Annotated in this window: 15 protein-coding genes; 11 read left to right on the top strand and 4 right to left on the bottom strand. The window is 73.5% G+C overall.

Annotated elements, in window-relative coordinates; genetic code table 11:
* Window positions 1-86: 86 nt before the first annotated feature.
* Complete coding sequence (locus KBB57_RS04625; RefSeq protein ID WP_290747358.1) at window positions 87-1,031, bottom strand: choline ABC transporter substrate-binding protein; 945 nt, start codon at window positions 1,029-1,031, stop codon at window positions 87-89.
* A 143-nt stretch (window positions 1,032-1,174) separates the two neighbouring features.
* Between KBB57_RS04625 and betI the strand changes: the two genes are divergently transcribed.
* The 5 genes from betI (at window position 1,175) to KBB57_RS04600 (ending at window position 6,812) form a co-directional block, all read left to right on the top strand.
* Complete coding sequence (betI, locus tag KBB57_RS04620) at window positions 1,175-1,762, top strand: transcriptional regulator BetI (RefSeq protein WP_290747357.1); 588 nt, start codon at window positions 1,175-1,177, stop codon at window positions 1,760-1,762.
* 160 nt (window positions 1,763-1,922) lie between these two features.
* A complete protein-coding gene (gene betB / locus KBB57_RS04615) occupies window positions 1,923-3,380 on the top strand; it encodes a betaine-aldehyde dehydrogenase (RefSeq protein WP_290747356.1) in 1,458 nt (485 codons plus the stop codon).
* 10 nt (window positions 3,381-3,390) lie between these two features.
* On the top strand, window positions 3,391-4,032 hold the full coding sequence (locus KBB57_RS04610; RefSeq protein ID WP_290747355.1) for a glutathione S-transferase family protein: 642 nt from the start codon (window positions 3,391-3,393) through the stop codon (window positions 4,030-4,032).
* Window positions 4,032-5,678 carry a choline dehydrogenase gene (betA, locus tag KBB57_RS04605; RefSeq protein WP_290747354.1) on the top strand — a complete coding sequence of 549 codons (1,647 nt, stop codon included), beginning with the start codon at window positions 4,032-4,034 and terminating at the stop codon, window positions 5,676-5,678. Before KBB57_RS04610 ends, betA begins: the two co-directional genes overlap by 1 nt.
* Window positions 5,679-5,795: 117 nt before the next feature.
* Window positions 5,796-6,812, top strand: a complete 1,017-nt coding sequence (locus KBB57_RS04600) for a DUF6635 family protein (RefSeq protein ID WP_290747353.1) — start codon at window positions 5,796-5,798, stop codon at window positions 6,810-6,812.
* Window positions 6,813-7,399: 587 nt separating this feature from the next.
* Here KBB57_RS04600 and KBB57_RS04595 read toward each other — a convergent pair.
* Window positions 7,400-8,518, bottom strand: a complete 1,119-nt coding sequence (locus tag KBB57_RS04595; RefSeq protein ID WP_290747352.1) for a hypothetical protein — start codon at window positions 8,516-8,518, stop codon at window positions 7,400-7,402.
* Window positions 8,519-8,625: 107 nt separating this feature from the next.
* On the bottom strand, window positions 8,626-9,780 hold the full coding sequence (locus tag KBB57_RS04590) for a CaiB/BaiF CoA-transferase family protein (RefSeq protein WP_290747351.1): 1,155 nt from the start codon (window positions 9,778-9,780) through the stop codon (window positions 8,626-8,628).
* A gap of 184 nt (window positions 9,781-9,964) precedes the next feature.
* On the opposite strand from KBB57_RS04590, the gene KBB57_RS04585 reads away from it, so the two are divergent.
* Together KBB57_RS04585 and KBB57_RS04580 are read left to right on the top strand one after the other, a co-directional pair.
* Entirely contained in the window at window positions 9,965-10,174 is a 210-nt protein-coding gene (locus KBB57_RS04585) for a DUF1127 domain-containing protein (protein WP_290747350.1), read from the top strand.
* A gap of 58 nt (window positions 10,175-10,232) precedes the next feature.
* Window positions 10,233-10,778 (top strand): GNAT family N-acetyltransferase, encoded by a 546-nt coding sequence (locus KBB57_RS04580; protein ID WP_290747349.1) that lies wholly within the window; start codon window positions 10,233-10,235, stop codon window positions 10,776-10,778.
* A gap of 11 nt (window positions 10,779-10,789) precedes the next feature.
* Here the strand turns inward: KBB57_RS04580 and KBB57_RS04575 are convergent, their stop codons facing one another.
* Window positions 10,790-11,734 carry a hypothetical protein gene (locus KBB57_RS04575; protein ID WP_290747348.1) on the bottom strand — a complete coding sequence of 315 codons (945 nt, stop codon included), beginning with the start codon at window positions 11,732-11,734 and terminating at the stop codon, window positions 10,790-10,792.
* 170 nt (window positions 11,735-11,904) lie between these two features.
* On the opposite strand from KBB57_RS04575, the gene KBB57_RS04570 reads away from it, so the two are divergent.
* The 4 genes from KBB57_RS04570 to uvrC all read left to right on the top strand — a co-directional run bounded on the left by KBB57_RS04570 (window position 11,905) and on the right by uvrC (window position 15,906).
* A complete protein-coding gene (locus KBB57_RS04570; RefSeq protein ID WP_290747347.1) occupies window positions 11,905-12,717 on the top strand; it encodes a S49 family peptidase in 813 nt (270 codons plus the stop codon).
* Entirely contained in the window at window positions 12,714-12,890 is a 177-nt protein-coding gene (locus KBB57_RS04565) for a hypothetical protein (RefSeq protein WP_290747346.1), read from the top strand. The genes KBB57_RS04570 and KBB57_RS04565 overlap by 4 nt, the downstream gene beginning before the upstream one ends.
* Window positions 12,890-13,672 carry an SDR family oxidoreductase gene (locus KBB57_RS04560; protein WP_290747403.1) on the top strand — a complete coding sequence of 261 codons (783 nt, stop codon included), beginning with the start codon at window positions 12,890-12,892 and terminating at the stop codon, window positions 13,670-13,672. Before KBB57_RS04565 ends, KBB57_RS04560 begins: the two co-directional genes overlap by 1 nt.
* 389 nt (window positions 13,673-14,061) lie before the next feature.
* The gene (gene uvrC / locus KBB57_RS04555) at window positions 14,062-15,906 is read left to right on the top strand and encodes an excinuclease ABC subunit UvrC (RefSeq protein WP_290747402.1); all 1,845 of its coding nucleotides are present in this window, start codon (window positions 14,062-14,064) and stop codon (window positions 15,904-15,906) included.
* Window positions 15,907-15,945: the final 39 nt, after the last annotated feature.

The following is a 15,945-nucleotide window of genomic DNA, read 5'->3' as shown; positions in this document are numbered from 1 at the left end:
GATAAAAGTATTAACGCGGCGGTTGTCCACAGGCGCGGAGGCGCCGACTCGTCCGGCGCGGCGGGGTGCGCCGGCGTGGCCGGGCGTCACAGGCCGAGAGCTCCGCGCACCGCCTCGACGGCGTCGCCGCCGTCGCGGGTGGTGACCTCGGCGAGCCAGGGGTGGACCGCCGCGGGGTTGGCCTTCAGCCATTCGGCGGCGGCGTCCATCGGGTCGGCGCCGTCGTCGAGGATCTTGCCCATCACCTCGTTCTCCATCGGCAGGGTGAACTCGAGGTTCTGCAGGAACTTGCCGAGGTTGGGGCATTCCGCGACGAGGCCGGCGCGGGTCAGGGTGCGCACCTCGGCGCCGCCGAAGTTCGGGCCGAAGACGTCGTCGCCGCCGGTCAGGTAGACCATGTCGAGGTTGGCGTTCATCGGATGGGGCTCCCAGCCGAGGAAGACGATGCCCGCGCCCTGGCGGGCGGCGCGCTTGGCCTGGGCGAGCATTCCCTGCTCGGAGCTCTCGACCAGCTCGAACTCGCCGAGGCCGAAGGCGTTGCTGGCGATCATGTCGAGGATCAGCCGGTTGCCGTCGTTGCCGGGCTCGATCCCGTAGATCTTGCCGCCGAGCTTGTCCTTGAACTGGGCGATCTGGGAGAAGTCGGTGAGCCCGGACTGGGCGAGCGGCTTCAGCGTCGCCAGCGTGTACTTGGCGCCGACGAGGTTGGTGCGCACCGTGTCGATGGTCTTCGCCTCGCGGTAGGGGGCGATGTCGTTCTCCATGGTCGGCATCCAGTTGCCGAGGAAGACGTCGATGTCGCCGCGCTCGAGGCTCTGGAAGGTGACGGGCAGCGCGAGGAGGGCGACGCTGGTCTTGTAGCCGAGCCCCTCGAGCACGGTGCGGGCGAGCGCCGTGGTGGCGGTGATGTCGGTCCAGCCCACGTCGGCGAAGGCGACGTCGGAGCAGCTGTCGGGGTCGGCCGCCAGCGAGGGCGTGGCGAGGGCGAGCGCCACGGCGAGGGCGGACAGGCTGTGCGTCAGGCGGAACACGGGGCGGGCTTCCTCTCGTTTGCGGGCGCCGGGCCGGGCCCGGGCGCCGGGCGTGCCGGGACATTGGTCGCCCGCCTTGCTTGACCTGCGCAAGGAAAACCGACATTGACTGATCCGTCAATCAACGTTTGTCGAGCGGTTCCATGCGCGCCAACGCCGGACGACCCGAGACCCGCCGCCGCGCCCTGATCGGCGCGACGCTGCGCGAGATCGCCGACCGGGGCTCGCTCGACGTCACGGTGGCGCAGATCGCCGCGCGGGCGGGCGTGTCCTCGGCGCTGGCGCATCACTACTTCGGGGCGAAGGAGGATCTGCTGCTGGCCACGATGCGGCACCTGCTGGCGGCCTTCGCGGCGGGGGCGGTGGCGGAGCTGCGGCGGGCGGAGGGGCCGCGGGCGCGGCTGTCGGGCGTGGTGCGGGCGAGCTTCGCGCCGGACCAGTTCCACCGCGCGACCATCGCCGCCTGGCTCACCTTCTACGCCAAGGCGCTGTCGGCGCCGGAGGCGGCGCGGCTCCTGTCGGTCTACCAGCGGCGGCTGCGGTCCAACCTCGTCCACGACCTGCGCGCCTTCCTGCCGCGGCCCGAGGCCGAGGAGACGGCGCGCGGGGTGGGGGCGCTGATCGACGGGCTCTACCTGCGCGAGGCGCTGGGGGCGGGGCCGGCGCGGCCCGCCGCGGCGATCGCGCTGGTGGAGGGGTATCTGGATCTGCGGCTGGGGGCGGGCGCGTGAGGGGCCTCGCGGCGACGATCCCGCCCGGCGACCGGCCCGAGCCGGGCCTTCCCCGCCGGCGAAGCGCGCCGCGGGCGGGACGGTCGGGGAAGGCGCGCGCGCGACGCGGCGCCTGCCCGGCGGCGGGACCGGCGCGGCGTCCCGGGCAGGGAGCGGACGCATGACGCAGCCGGCGGGGTCGCATTTCATCGGCGGGGCGTATGTGGAGGATGCGGGCGGCGCGCCGTTCGACGTGCTCTATCCCGCCACGCTGGAGCCGGTCGCGCGGCTGCACGAGGCGACGCCGGCGGTGGTCGCGGCGGCCGTCGCGGCGGCGGCGGCAGCCTTCGCGGTATGGCGGGCGACGGCGCCGGCCGTGCGGGGGCGGGTGCTGCGGCGGGCGGCGGACATCATAAGGGCGCGCAACCGGGAGCTGTCGGAGCTGGAGACGCTGGATACCGGCAAGCCGATCTCGGAGACGCTGGTCGCGGACTGGGCCTCGGGGGCGGATTGCCTGGAGTTCTTCGGCGGCGTCGCCATGGGGCTCCGCGGCGAGCATGTCGATCTGGGCGGCGACTTCGTCTACACGCGGCGCGAGCCGCTGGGGGTGTGCCTCGGGATCGGGGCGTGGAACTATCCGAGCCAGATCGCCTGCTGGAAGGCGGCGCCGGCGCTCGCCTGCGGCAACGCCATGGTGTTCAAGCCCTCGGAGCTGACGCCGCTCGGGGCGCTGAAGCTCGCCGAGATCCTCGTCGAGGCGGGGGCGCCGGCGGGGCTCTTCAACGTCGTGCAGGGGCGCGGCGCGGTGGGCGCGGCGCTGGTCGCGCATCCCGGGATCGCCAAGGTGTCGGTGACGGGCTCGGTTCCGACCGGGCGGCGGGTCTACGGCGCGGCGGCGGAGGGGCTGAAGCCGGTGACGCTGGAGCTGGGGGGCAAGTCGCCGCTGATCGTGTTCGAGGACGCCGACGTCGAGAGCGCCGTGGGCGGGGCGATGCTCGGGAACTTCTACTCGGCGGGGCAGGTCTGCTCGAACGGGACGCGGGTGTTCGTGCATCGCGGGCTGAAGGAGCGGTTCCTCGAGCGGCTGGCGGCGCGGACGGCGGGGATCCGGCTCGGCGATCCGATGGACGAGGCGGTGACGATGGGGTCGCTGATCTCGGAGGCGCAGGGCGCGAAGGTGATGGCCCATGTCGAGCGCGCGAGGGCCGAGGGGGCGCGGCTGGTCTGCGGCGGCGGGCGGGCGCGGATGCAGGGGCTGGCCGGGTTCTTCGTCGAGCCGACGGTGTTCGCGGACGTGACCGACGACATGACGCTGGCGCGCGAGGAGGTGTTCGGGCCGGTGATGGCGGTGCTCGAATTCGAGGGCGAGGACGAGGTGGTGGCGCGGGCGAACGCCACCGGGTTCGGGCTGGCGGCGGGGGTGTTCACCGCCGACCTCGCGCGGGCGCACCGGGTTGTGGCGCGGCTGGAGGCGGGGACGACCTGGATCAACGCCTACAACCTGACCCCGGTGGAGGCGCCCTTCGGGGGCGTGAAGCTGTCGGGGCTCGGGCGCGAGAACGGGCTCGCGGCGCTGGAGCATTATTCGCAGGTGAAATCGGTCTATGTCGCGACGGGGCCGGTCGAGGCGCCGTGGTGAGGAGAGGACGATGCTGAAGGTCTGGGGGCGGGCGACCTCGCTGAACGTGCAGGCGGTGCTGTGGACGGCGGCCGAGCTCGGGCTCGCGGTCGAGCGGATCGACGCGGGCTTCGGGTTCGGAGTGACGGACACGCCGGAGTATCGGGCGATGAACCCGAACGGGCTGGTGCCGGTGCTGCGCGACGAGAACGTGACCATGTTCGAGAGCGCGGCGATCGCGCGGTATCTCTGCGCGCGCTACGCGCGGTTTCCGTTCTGGCCGGAGGATCCGGTGGCCCGCGCCCCGGTCGACATGTGGGCGGAGTGGGGCAAGACCACGTTGCAGCCGAGCTTCCTCCGCCCGGTGTTCTTCCCGGTCCTGATCGGCGAGGGCGGTCCGGGGACGCCGGCCTGGGAGAAGGCGCGGGCAGAGTTCGAGCGGAACCTCGACATTCTGGAGGGGCAGCTCGGCGAGGGCCCCTGGATCACCGGCGCGGACTTCACGCTGGCGGATGTGGAGGTGGGGCTGCCGCTCTATCGCTACTACACGCTGGAGGGGCTGCCGCGGGCGGAGCGGCCGCGGTTGCAGGGGTATTACGACCGGCTGAACGAGCGGCCCGGCTATGCGCATGTGGCGGTGAGCTACGACGTGCTGCGGAGCTACCGGCCCTGATGCAGGCGGAATACGTCGTCGTCGGATCCGGCTCGGCCGGCTCGGCGCTCGCCTACCGGCTGGGCGAGGCGGGGCGGTCGGTGATCGTCGTGGAATACGGCGGCACCGACTGGGGGCCGTTCATCCAGATGCCGGCGGCGCTCAGCTATCCGATGAACATGGCCCGCTACGACTGGGGTTTCCACACCGAGCCGGAGCCGCATCTCGGCGGGCGGCGGCTCGCGACGCCGCGGGGGAAGGTGCTGGGGGGCTCGTCCTCGATCAACGGCATGGTCTACGTGCGCGGGCATCCGCGGGACTTCGACCATTGGGCCGAGGCGGGGGCGGCGGGGTGGAGCTGGGCGGACGTGGCGCCCTACTTCATCCGCATGGAGGACTGGCACGGCGGCCATTCCGACTGGCGGGGCGACGCGGGGCCGCTGCACGTGACAAGGGGGAAGCGGCGGAACCCGCTCTATCATTCCTTCGTCGAGGCGGGGGCGCAGGCGGGGTTCGAGCTGACCTACGACTACAACGGCGCGAAGCAGGAGGGCTTCGGGCCGATGGAGCAGACGGTGTGGAAGGGGCGGCGCTGGTCGGCGGCGAACGCCTACCTGCGGCCGGCGCTGAAGGGCGGGCGGGTGAAGGTCGTGAGCGGCCTCGCCACGCGGGTGGTCCTGAGCGAGGGGCGGGCGACCGGGGTCGAGGTGCTGTCGCGGAGCATGACCGAGACGATCACCGCGACGCGGGAGGTGATCCTCGCGGCCTCGTCGATCAACACGCCGAAGCTCCTGATGCTGTCGGGGATCGGGCCGGCGGCGCATCTGGCGGAGCACGGGATCGCGGTGGTCGCCGACCGGCCGGGGGTGGGGTCGAACCTGCAGGACCATCTGGAGCTCTACATCCAGATGAAGAGCCTGAAGCCGGTGACGCTCTACAGCCACTACAACTACATCGGCATGATGCGGATCGGGTTGCAGTGGCTCTTGTCGAAGGGCGGGCTCGGGACGTCGAACCAGTTCGAGAGCGCGGCCTTCGTGCGCTCGGCGCCGGGGGTGGAGTATCCGGACATCCAGTTCCATTTCCTGCCGCTCGCGGTGCGCTATGACGGGCGCTCGGCGGTGCGCGGGCACGGGTTCCAGGCGCATGTCGGGCCGATGCGCTCGCCCTCGCGCGGGACGGTGCGGCTGCAGAGCGCGCGGCCGGAGCAGGCGCCGGCGATCCTCTTCAACTACATGAGCCACGCGCAGGACTGGGCGGATTTCCGGCATTGCATCCGGCTGGCGCGGGAGATCTTCGCGCAGCCGGCCTTCGCGCCCTATGCCGGCGACGAGATCCAGCCCGGGGCGGGGCTGGTGACCGATGACGAGCTCGACGCGTTCGTGCGCGAGGAGGTGGAGAGCGCCTATCATCCCTGCGGGACGGCGCGGATGGGGCGGCGCGACGATCCGGAGGCGGTGGTCGATCCGGAGGGGCGGGTGATCGGGGTCGAGGGGCTGCGCGTCGCCGACAGCTCGATCTTCCCGCGCGTCACCAACGGCAACCTCAACGCTCCCTCGATCATGGTCGGCGAGAAGATCGCCGACCATGTGCTCGGCCGGGCGCCGCTGCCGCGCTTCGAGGGCGAGCCGTGGATCAGCCCGCGCTGGCGGGTCTCGGACCGGTAGGGCGGGGTCGGCCGCGTCGGCGATCGGGCCAGGGGAGTCGGTGGGTGGCGGCGGCGAGGAGGGCCGCCTGAGCCGTGGCGCCTTGCGGCGGCGCGGGCGCGCCCCATCTGGGCTGGGATGAGCGTAGAGCCTTCCTTCGAGGCGCCCGACGGGCTGCCGGTCCCGCAGGGGCTGGCGGCCGAGGCGGCGGCGCGGATCGTGCGCGAGGGGGCGGCGGACTATTTCGCCGGGTGCCGGGCGCGGGTGCGGCCGTTCGTCGACGCGAACTTCTCGGTGGCGGGCTCGGCGCGGCTGCATCGCCATGCGCTCGGCTGGGACCTCCTGAAGGCGCCGGCGAACGTCATGCTCTCGGTCCCGCAGGTCGGGCTGAAGCTGGGGGCGCTGGCGGCGCGCGGGCTCGGGGCGCGCGGGACGGCGGCGCGGCTCGGGGGCGTCGACCTCTTCCTCGATACGGCGGTGGCGCGCGAGTTGCGCTGGCGCATGATGACCGACCTCCTGCGCCAGCCGTATCGCGAGGGCGGGCGCGAGGCGCGGGCCGACGGGCTCGCCGAGGCGATCCTCGCGCGGCCGGAGATGGCGGCGCTGATCGCGGCCGCCGGGGCGAGCGCCGCGGCGCATCGCGACGACGCGGCGTTCCGCGCCCGGCTGGAGGGAGCGCTGACCGACTATACCGGGGCGCGGGCGGCGGCGGCCGAGATCACCACCGGGCTGATCGCGCTCGGCGGCGGCGCGGTGGCGTTCCAGAAGCTCACCCCGGGCGCGCTGGCGCTGGGGCCGGCGATCGCGGCCTCGCTGGCGCATGGGGCGGCGGTGTCGAGCTTTCCGCTCGGGGCGGCGGCGGGCGGCGTCTGGTACGCGCTGTTCCCGGCCGCGGCGTCGCCGGCGCTGGTCGCCGGGGCGACGGCGGGGGTGATGGGGGTGGCCGCGCTGGCCGCGGCCTTCGCCGGGCTGATCGCCGACCCGGCGCAGCGGGCGCTCGGATTGCACGAGCGGCGGCTGAACGCGCTGATCGACGCGCTGGAGGCGGGGTTCGAGGGGCGCGACCGCGCGTTCGTCGCCTATGACCTCTATGTCGCCCGGCTGCTCGATCTGAGCGACATGCTGCTCGGGGTGGCGCGGGCGTTCCGGCCGTGACCGGGGGCCATCAGCGGGGAGCCGGCGCGAGGGGGGCATCGAGCCCCCCTCGCGCCGGTCGGCGTTCCGCCTCCGGGGGACGGATCCGGGCTGGCGGCGCGGAGGCCGGAAGGCGCTTCCGCCGAGAGGCGTCCCAGGGCGCCTTCTGCGTCCTCGAACGCCGTTCCGGGCCTGGGTCGGCCCCGGGGCCTCGTTCGGGCGCCCGGTCCCCGTGCGCCTACGGCATTCACACATCCCGGCTGAAGCCACGGATCGGGAGGAATGGGCCGCGACACTGACGCCCGACGGATTTGACCCGTGGCGAATCCGTCCGCGATCGCCCCTCGGGGGGCGAGCGCGTCGCCGCGCTCGCCGGGGCGCTCACGGACGGATTGCGCGCGACGGAGAAATCTTCACCCCTGACGGCTTCCGCGCGCAACCGCGCTCCAGCCGTCGGCGCGGCGAAAGCCGGGCTTTCGCTTGTCGCGCCGTGGCCTCGCGGGCGGCGCCCGCTTCGGTCGGTCGGCTATCGGCTTCCTGTCGTTCGGTCTATGGCGGCTGGAGGCGAAGTGTGAATTTGCTAGCCCGTGCGCGGGGCGTCCGGCCGGTCAGACGGGGTAGCGCAGGATCGCGGCGAGGCTCGCCTCGCCCGGGACGTCGGCGCGGCGGGCGGAGACGACGCGCCCGCCGGCGCGCAGCGTGCGCACGGCGATCTCGTCCACCACGCCGTAGGTGCCGGCGCAGGGGGCGTCGACGAAGGTCAGCGCCCCGTCCTCGTCGGAGACTGTCCCGTGCAGGTCCGCGTCCATGTCGACGATCAGGGTGTCGACGGCGCCGAAGGTGGCGGCGCGGGCGGCCCCCGCCACGTCGTTGGTGGCGCGGCCCTGAGCCTCGCGCTCGGCGTAGAGGCGGGCGAAGTCGCCGATCTCGTCGGCGTAGATCTCGTCGAGGACGCCGCGGGCGGCGTCGGCGATCTCGTGCAGGGGCGTGTGGTCGAAGCTGCCGGCGATCGCCTGCCGCGCGGTGTGCGGATAGGTCGAGACGGCGCGGTAGATCGAGGCCATCGGCTCGGCGGCGGCGACGATCAGCGGGCGCTCGTGGCCCCTGAGGAAGGGCTTGAGCGCCGCGTCCACGACGCGGGCGTAGCGGTTGAGGAGCGCCGATTCCGAGGTGTGCTCGCCCGAGGCCATGTCCTTGCGGTTCTCGGTATGGCTGCGCTTGCCGAGGGCCTGGTTGAAGTCGCGGGGCAGGCCGGGGACGCGGACCTCCTCGGGCGGCAGGTCGGCGGAGACCTCGACCAGCCGCACGGCGCCGGCGCCGATGGCGAGCACGTAGGCGTTGTGCGGGAAGGTCACGGCGCGCAGCAGCGGCTTGATGTGGACGCGGTCGGAGACCTCGACCATGGAGACGAGCTTGCTCGGCAGGCGGTAGGTCTCGATCCAGTCGCCGGAGGCGAAGATCGCGAGACTGTTGGCCTGCCGGGCCCAGAACTCGTCGTCCTCGATGAGGTGCTCGACCGCCTGCTCGATCGGCCAGACGGCGCGCTTGGGGGTGTCGAACGCCTCCATCTCGGCGACGGCGGTCCTGAGGAGGTTCTTGAGCTCGATCCGGTCGATCTGCGCGTCCTGGGTCAGCGGCGTGGTCGCGACGTAGATCGAGACGGTCGGCTGCGCCCGTCGCGCGATCAGCTTCTCGATCTCGGTGCGGGTCGGCAGGTCGATGTGCATGTCAGGGCTCTCCTCGGGTCTGGCGGGCTTTACGCCGCGGCGCGACGGAAGGGAAGGGCCGCCGTCGGTCCTCTCGCACAAGAGAAAGCACAACTATTTGATCTGGATCAATTATCTTGGGCAGGCCAGGCGGCCCCCGCGGCGAGCGCGGCGCGGATCGCGCCGCCGTCGGCGTCGAGCCGGGGCGGGGCGCGGTCGGCGGCGAGGGCGGCGTCGGAGAAGCGCATCGGGCTGCGCGGCGCGCGCGAGCCGGCGATCTCCTGGACCATGCCGCGGGCCTCGGCCTGCGGGTCGGCGAAGGCCTCGGCGACGGTGTTGATCGGGCCGGCGGGGACGCCGGCGGCCTCGAGCGCGGCGAGGAGGTCGGCGCGGGAGCGCGCGGCCAGCGCCGGCGCCAGCGCCGCGACCAGCGCGGCGCGGTTGGCGACGCGGTCGCGGTTGAGCGTGAAGCGGGGGTCGGCGGCGAGGTCGAGGCCGAGCACGCCGCAGAGCTTCGCGAACTGGCCGTCGTTGCCGCAGGCGAGGACGAAGGGGCCGTCGGCGGCCTGGAACACCTGGTAGGGCGCGATGTTCGGGTGGGCGTTGCCCATGCGGGCGGGCAGGCGGCCGCCGATCAGCCAGTTGGTCGCCTGGTTGGCGAGAACGGCGAGCTGGCAGTCGAGGAGCGCCATGTCGATCCACTGGCCGCGGCCGGTGTGCGCGCGCATCAGTAGCGCCGCCTGCACGGCGATGGCGCCGTAGAGGCCGGTGAAGAGGTCGGCATAGGCGACGCCGGGCTTCTGCGCCTCGCCGCCGGGCTCGCCGGTCAGGTCCATGATCCCGCCCATGGCCTGGATGATGAAGTCGTAGCCGGCGCGGGGCGCGTAGGGGCCGGTCTGGCCGAAGCCGGTGATCGAGCAGTAGACGACGGCGGGGTTGGTCGTGGCGACGGCGGCGTAGTCGAGGCCGTAGCGGACAAGGCCGCCGAGCTTGAAGTTCTCCAGCACGACGTCGGCGCCCGCGGCGAGGCGGCGGGCGAGGGCGGCGTCGTCCGCGTTGCGGAAGTCGAGCGCGATCGAGCGCTTGCCGCGGTTGGCGGCGTGGAAGTAGGCGGCGGCGCCGTCGTCGGCGAAGGGCGGGCCCCAGCCGCGGGTCTCGTCGCCCTCGGGGCTCTCGACCTTGACGACGTCGGCGCCGAGGTCGGCGAGGGTCTGGCCGATCCACGGGCCGGCGAGGACGCGGGCGAGCTCCAGCACCTTCAGGCCCGCGAGTGGTCTTTCCATGGCCGCCCCTCCGCTTGCGCCGGAGCGGCATAGGGGCGCGCGCCCGGCGGGTCAAGCGCGCCGGGTCGAGGCTCGTGGGCAGGCGGAAGGCGGTGGAATTTCCGGGAAACGCCACGGATCTCCCACCATCTTCCACCTCCGCGTGCGTATGACGCTCGTGACGCGATAGCCATGGAGAGACGAGATGGCGACGCAGGATCTGGGCCTCAGCGACGCGAGGTACGGGCGGGGGTTCCGGCTCCGGACGCTCGCGGCGCGGGCGCTTCGCGCGGCGCTGCGCTGGGACGCGCGGTATCGGGAGCGGGCGCATCTCGCGACGCTCGACCGGGAGGCGCTGGAGGACATGGGAATCTCGCCCGACGATCCCGCGGTGACGGCGCCGCGGCCGTTCTGACCCTTGGCGCCTGCCGGGGGCGCGGCCATGCTTCGGGCCGGTTTCCGGGGAGGCGCGCTTGGGCGAGGCGGAGGAGGTGCGGGTTCGGCCGGCGCGGCGCGCCGAGGCGTCCGCGCTCGCGGCGCTGATCGACGCGGCCTTCGCCGAGTATGCCGGACGGGAGCCGCGGGCGGTCTGGGCGGCGTACCTGGCCGAGACGCGCGACGTCGCGCGGCGCTGGGACGCGGCCGAGGTGCTGGTCGCCGAGGCGGGCGGCGCGCCGGTGGGGACGGTCTCCTATCTCGCCGAGGCCTCGCAGGGGGACATGGGCCTGCCCGCCGGCTGGGCCGGGTTCCGGGCGCTGGCCGTGCCGCCCGCGGCGCGGGGGTGCGGGGTGGGGGCGGCGCTCGTCCGCGCCTGCGCGGCGCGGGCGCGCGCCGCCGGGCGACCGGCGCTCGGCATCCACACGCATCCGGCGATGACGGCGCCGCTGGCGCTCTATCGCCGGTTGGGCTTCGTGCGGGCCCCCGAGCTCGACGTGGACGCGGCGGCGCTGATGGGGCTCGCCGACGAGGGCAGCGCGTGTCTGGTGGCGCTCCGGCTTGATCTCGCGGGGCGGGCTTAGGGCCCGGGCGGTCAGGGGAGGGCGTTGGGGGCCATCCATTCCAGGTCGAAGAGGGCGACGAGGGCGCGGAAGCTGTCGAGGGTGACGTGGTCGAAGGGCCCCCCGACGCGCGCGGCGAGGAAGGCGGCGAGGCAGCGCTGCGCCGCGTCGGGGTCGGGCACGCGGGCGCCGAGGGCGGCGAGGTCCGCGGCGATCGAGGCGCCCTCGTCGAGGATGCAGTCGCTGTTCGCCAGCCGCTCCGAGGGGCCGTGCAGGCGGACCATGACCACCCGGCTGACCGAGGGCTGCGGATCGGCGCCGAGCACGGCGGGACCGCAGACGAGGCCGCCGAGGACGCTGCCGAGCGACATCGGCGGAAACAGCGTGAACTGGAAGGCGGTGCGCTCCTGCGGCTCGCGGAGGTCGGCGAGGAGCGCGCGGCGCATCAGCGAGACCGGGCCGGAAGCCTCGAGGCGGTCGGTCTCGCGGGTCTGCGTATAGGTGGCGGCGAGGCCGCCGGGCGCGGGCTGGAACTCGAAGGCCCCACGGATCAGCCGGCCGGGGAAATACGGCGACCAGGCGTAGGAATAGGTGGCGTAGAGCCCCGCAAGGCTGGCCGCGGCCTCGCCGCCGTGGCGGGCGGCGGCGCGGAAGGCCTCGCCGCCGAAGGCCTCGGCGCGGCGCATCAGCGTCTCGCGGCTTTCGGCGAGGCCGCCGCAGACGCGCTCGGCGAAGGCGTCGAAGGCCGTATCGGCGATCCAGGCCCCGCTCACGCCGCCGAGGACCAGCGCCCAGTCGTCGTAGATCTGCTGCTCGCGCGGGCGGGCGCGGCCCTGCAGCCACTTGTTGGCGCGCTCGACGTCGAAGGCGGTGCGGGAGTTGGCGCGGCGGAAGGCCGCCGCGAGATCCTTGCGGGTGCGCGCCCCGACGATGGCCGCCGTGAGGCAGAGCTTTCGCGAGATGTCGACGGCGTCCACGAGACCTCCCCCGGTCGATCGCGCGAAAGCGTTACCGCATCGTGGCGCCCATGCAACCCGCGCCGGCCGCGCGCGCGATTTCGGAGAGGGCGGCGCCCCGCGCCCCGACCGGCCCCGAAGCCGGCGGAGCGCCCTTGCGGGGGGCCCGCTCGCGGCCTAGATCGAGGGCGATGAGAAACCCGCTCAGTCTCCTGCGCCGGCGTGGCGTCGTCGCGGTGCTCCGGCTCGAAGGGGCGATCGGCGCGGGCCAGCGGCTCGGCGCGCCCGCGCTCTCCGACGCGGCCGTCGCGCCGCTCATCGACGCGGCCTTCTCGCGGGGCCGGCCGCTCGCCGTCGCGCTGTCGATCAACTCGCCGGGGGGGAGCCCCGCGCAGTCGAGCCTGATCGCCGCGCGCATCCGCCGCGCCGCCGACGAGAAGCGGATTCCGGTCCATGCCTTCGTCGAGGACGTCGCCGCCTCGGGCGGCTACTGGCTCGCCACGGCGGCGGACCGCATCCATGTCGATCCGAACTCGATCCTCGGCTCGATCGGGGTGATCTCGGCGTCGTTCGGGTTTCAGGATCTGATCGCGCGGCACGGCGTCGAGCGGCGGCTGCACACCGCCGGGGCCGACAAGAGCCTGCTCGACCCGTTCCGGCCGGAACGGCCCGAGGACGTCGAGCGGCTGAAGCGGTTGCAGGCGGTTATCCACGGCAACTTCATTGAGCAGGTGAAGGCGCGGCGCGGCGACCGGCTGAAGGGTGACGATCTCTTTTCCGGCGACATCTGGATCGGCGCCGACGCGGTCGAGGTCGGGCTGGCCGACGAGGTGGGCCATCTCGCGCCGACGATGCGCCGGCTCTACGGCGAGGACTTCCGCTTCCGCGTCGTCGCGCCGCGGCGGCCGCTGATCCGCCGGCTGGGGCTGCCCGGGGTCGCCGAGGCGCTCGGCGGGCTCGAGGATCGCGCGCTCTGGGCGCGGTTCGGGCTGGCGGCGCCATGACCGTCAAGCTCGCCGTCCTGCTCCTCGCCGTCGCCGTGCTGGCGAGCCTCGCCGCGCGCGGCCGCGCCAGCCGGCCGAAGCCGCCCCGGCGCGCGGTCGAGACGGCGCGCAAGTGCCCGTCCTGCGGGGCCTGGGTGGTCGCCGGGGCCCGCTGCGACTGCGAGGGCAGGTGATCCACCGCGCCGCGCTGGTCACCGGCGGCGGACGCCGGCTCGGCCGGGCGATGGCGCTCGATCTCGCCGCGCGCGGGACCGCGGTCGCCGTCCACTACAACGCCAGCCGCGACGAGGCGGAGGCGGTGGCGGCGGAGGCGCGGGCGCTCGGCGTTGGGGCGGCGGCGCTCCAGGCGGACCTCCTCGACCGCGCGGCGACGGCGCGGCTCGTTCCGGAGGCGGCGGCGGCGCTCGGCGGACCGCTCGACGTGCTGGTTAACAACGCCTCGATCTTCGAGCACGACACGATCGAGACGGCGACCTGGGAGAGCTGGGACCGCCACATCGGCTCGAACCTGCGGGCGCCCTTCGAGCTGATCCAGGCCTTCGCGGCGCAGGCCCCGCGCGCCGTGCCCGATGCGGCCGGCGAGCCGGTGGCGCGGGCCGCAATCGTCAACGTGATCGACCAGCGGGTGCGGAAGCTCACGCCGGAGTTTGCAACCTATACGATCGCGAAGATGGGGCTCTGGGCGCTGACCCGCACCGCGGCGCAGGGGCTTGCGCCGCATGTCCGCGTCAACGCCATCGGTCCCGGCCCGACGCTGCGGGCGGATCGGCAGTCGGAGGAGCACTTTCGCCGCCAGCGCGCGGCCACGGCGCTCGGGCGCGGGGCCTCGGAGGCGGAGATCTGTGCGGCGCTGCGCTTCCTGCTCGACGCGCCGGGCGTGACGGGCCAGCTCGTCTGCGTCGACGGCGGCCAGCACCTCGCCTGGCGCACCGCCGACGTCCTCGGGGTTGAGTGATTGCGAGCCCTTCCAGGGCGGGTTTCCGGCCGCCCCGCCCTTGACTTTCCACCGCCCGGGAAGCGATCGCGAAATCGTTACGATTCTGTCAACGTTATCAGAATTTTAGTTAACGGCCTAAAATTTCCTTTGCAAAAACAGTTGCTTGCCTATGTGCCTAAAATTCAGACAATCACGAAAACGGGCTTGAATCGCTGGGGAAAGCCGCGACGCCGGGTTTTTCCTCACAGACTTATCCACAGATTCCGGGGATACCTTCGGACTTGCAATGTGGCCTCCCCGCAGGCAACGAGACCGCGGAATCAGTCAGCGACCGCGACCCAAAAGTGACCTCCGACCCGCCACACGACCAGCCGGTTTTCGACGAGGACGGCGTCGCCCGCGGCCCCGTGCGGCTTGGCCACGAGGTGATCCGCGACTATATCCGCCGCCTCGCCGACAAGCCCGGCGTCTACCGGATGCTCGACCAGAAGGGCGACGTCCTCTACGTCGGCAAGGCCCGCAGCCTCAGGAAGCGCGTGGCCTCCTACGCCAAGCCGGTGGGGCACAGCGCACGCATAGCGCGAATGATCTCGGCCACGGCGTCGATGATGTTCCTGACGACGGAGACCGAGACCGAGGCGCTGCTGCTCGAGCAGAACCTGATCAAGCAGCTGAAGCCGCGCTTCAACGTGCTCCTGCGGGACGACAAGAGCTTCCCTTCGATCCTGCTGACCGGCGACCACCCCTTCCCGCGCATCGCCAAGCATCGCGGGCTGCGCAAGGAGAAGGGGCGCTACTTCGGGCCCTTCGCCGGGGCGGGCGCGGTCAACCGCACGATCAACCAGCTGCAGAAGGCGTTCCTGCTCCGGACCTGCTCCGAGCCGATGTTCGAGAGCCGGACGCGGCCGTGCCTCCTGCACCAGATCCGGCGGTGCAGCGCGCCCTGCGTCGGGCTGATCGGCGAGGCGGAGTACGGGGCGCTGGTCGAGGACGCGGCGCTCTTTCTCTCCGGCAAGTCGACGCGGGTGCAGGAGGCGCTGGCGCGCGAGATGGGCGAGGCGGCGGCGGCGATGGAGTTCGAGCGCGCCGCGGCGCTGCGCGACCGCATCCGGGCGCTGACGGCGGTGCAGGCGAGCCAGGGGGTGAACCCCGAGGGCGTCGAGGAGGCGGACGTGGTGGCGCTGTGGCAGGAGGGGGGCCATGCCTCCGTGCAGGTGTTCTTCATCCGGGCCAACCAGAACTGGGGCAACCGCGCCTATTTCCCCCGGGCGGGGGCGGGAATCGACGCGGGCGAGATCCTCGAGGCCTTCCTGGGGCAGTTCTACGGCAACAAGACGCCGGCGCGCGCCATCCTGCTCAGCCATCCGCCCGACAACGCCGACCTGCTCGCCGAGGCGCTCTCCGCGCAGCTCGGGCGCCGGGTGGAGATCGCGGTGCCGCAGCGGGGCGAGAAGGCGCGGCTGGTCGAGCAGGCGGCGAGGAACGCCCGCGAGGCGCTGGCGCGGCGGATGGCGGAGAGCGCGAGCCAGGCGGCGCTGCTCGACGGCGTCGCCGAGGCCTTCGGGCTCGAGGGGCCGCCCGAGCGGATCGAGGTCTACGACAACAGCCACATCATGGGCGCGCACGCGGTCGGCGCGATGATCGTCGCGGGGCCGGAGGGCTTCGTGAAGTCGCAGTACCGCAAGTTCAACATCAAGGGCACGGACCTGACCCCGGGCGACGACTTCGGGATGATGCGCGAGGTGCTGACGCGGCGCTTCGCGCGGCTGGCGCGCGAGGAGGGCGAGGGCAAGGGCGAGACCTGGCCGGATCTGGTGCTGATCGACGGCGGGCCGGGGCAGGTGGCGGCGGCCAGGGCGGCGCTGGAGGAGCTCGGGATCGAGGACGTGGCGATCGTCGGCGTCGCCAAGGGCGTCGACCGCGACGCCGGCAAGGAGGAGTTCCACCGGCCGGGCCGGCCGCCGATGGCGCTCGGCCACCGCGACCCGGTGCTCTACTTCGTGCAGCGGCTGCGCGACGAGGCGCACCGCTTCGCGATCGGCGCGCACCGGGCGAAGCGGGCGGCGCAGACGCGGGCGACGCCGCTCGACGAGGTGCCGGGGGTGGGCGCGGCGCGCAAGCGGGCGTTGCTCGCGCATTTCGGCTCGGCCAAGGCGGTGGCGCGGGCGGGGCTCGCGGATCTGAAGGCCGCGCCGGGGATTTCCGACGCCCTCGCCGAGGCGATCCACGGCTTCTTCCATGGGGAGCGGTGACGCGCTATATCCGGGGTGAGGGGCCCGAGGAGGCGGGCT

Origin of the sequence: Amaricoccus sp. (assembly GCF_017993425.1) — a bacterium.
In the GTDB taxonomy this organism is placed as follows: Bacteria; Pseudomonadota; Alphaproteobacteria; order Rhodobacterales; family Rhodobacteraceae; genus Amaricoccus.
The sequence above is the reverse complement of the archived record's forward strand: the minus strand, read 5'-3'. Positions and strand labels throughout refer to the sequence as shown.

Coding starts and splice junctions, on each gene's coding strand:
- betI (WP_290747357.1), top strand. CDS start 1,175: ATGCGCGCCAACGCCGGACGACCCGAGACCCGCCGCCGCGCCCTGATC.
- KBB57_RS04595 (WP_290747352.1), bottom strand. CDS start 8,518: ATGCACATCGACCTGCCGACCCGCACCGAGATCGAGAAGCTGATCGCG.
- KBB57_RS04610 (WP_290747355.1), top strand. CDS start 3,391: ATGCTGAAGGTCTGGGGGCGGGCGACCTCGCTGAACGTGCAGGCGGTG.
- KBB57_RS04565 (WP_290747346.1), top strand. CDS start 12,714: ATGACCGTCAAGCTCGCCGTCCTGCTCCTCGCCGTCGCCGTGCTGGCG.
- KBB57_RS04585 (WP_290747350.1), top strand. CDS start 9,965: ATGGCGACGCAGGATCTGGGCCTCAGCGACGCGAGGTACGGGCGGGGG.
- betA (WP_290747354.1), top strand. CDS start 4,032: ATGCAGGCGGAATACGTCGTCGTCGGATCCGGCTCGGCCGGCTCGGCG.
- KBB57_RS04600 (WP_290747353.1), top strand. CDS start 5,796: ATGAGCGTAGAGCCTTCCTTCGAGGCGCCCGACGGGCTGCCGGTCCCG.
- KBB57_RS04570 (WP_290747347.1), top strand. CDS start 11,905: ATGAGAAACCCGCTCAGTCTCCTGCGCCGGCGTGGCGTCGTCGCGGTG.
- KBB57_RS04590 (WP_290747351.1), bottom strand. CDS start 9,780: ATGGAAAGACCACTCGCGGGCCTGAAGGTGCTGGAGCTCGCCCGCGTC.
- betB (WP_290747356.1), top strand. CDS start 1,923: ATGACGCAGCCGGCGGGGTCGCATTTCATCGGCGGGGCGTATGTGGAG.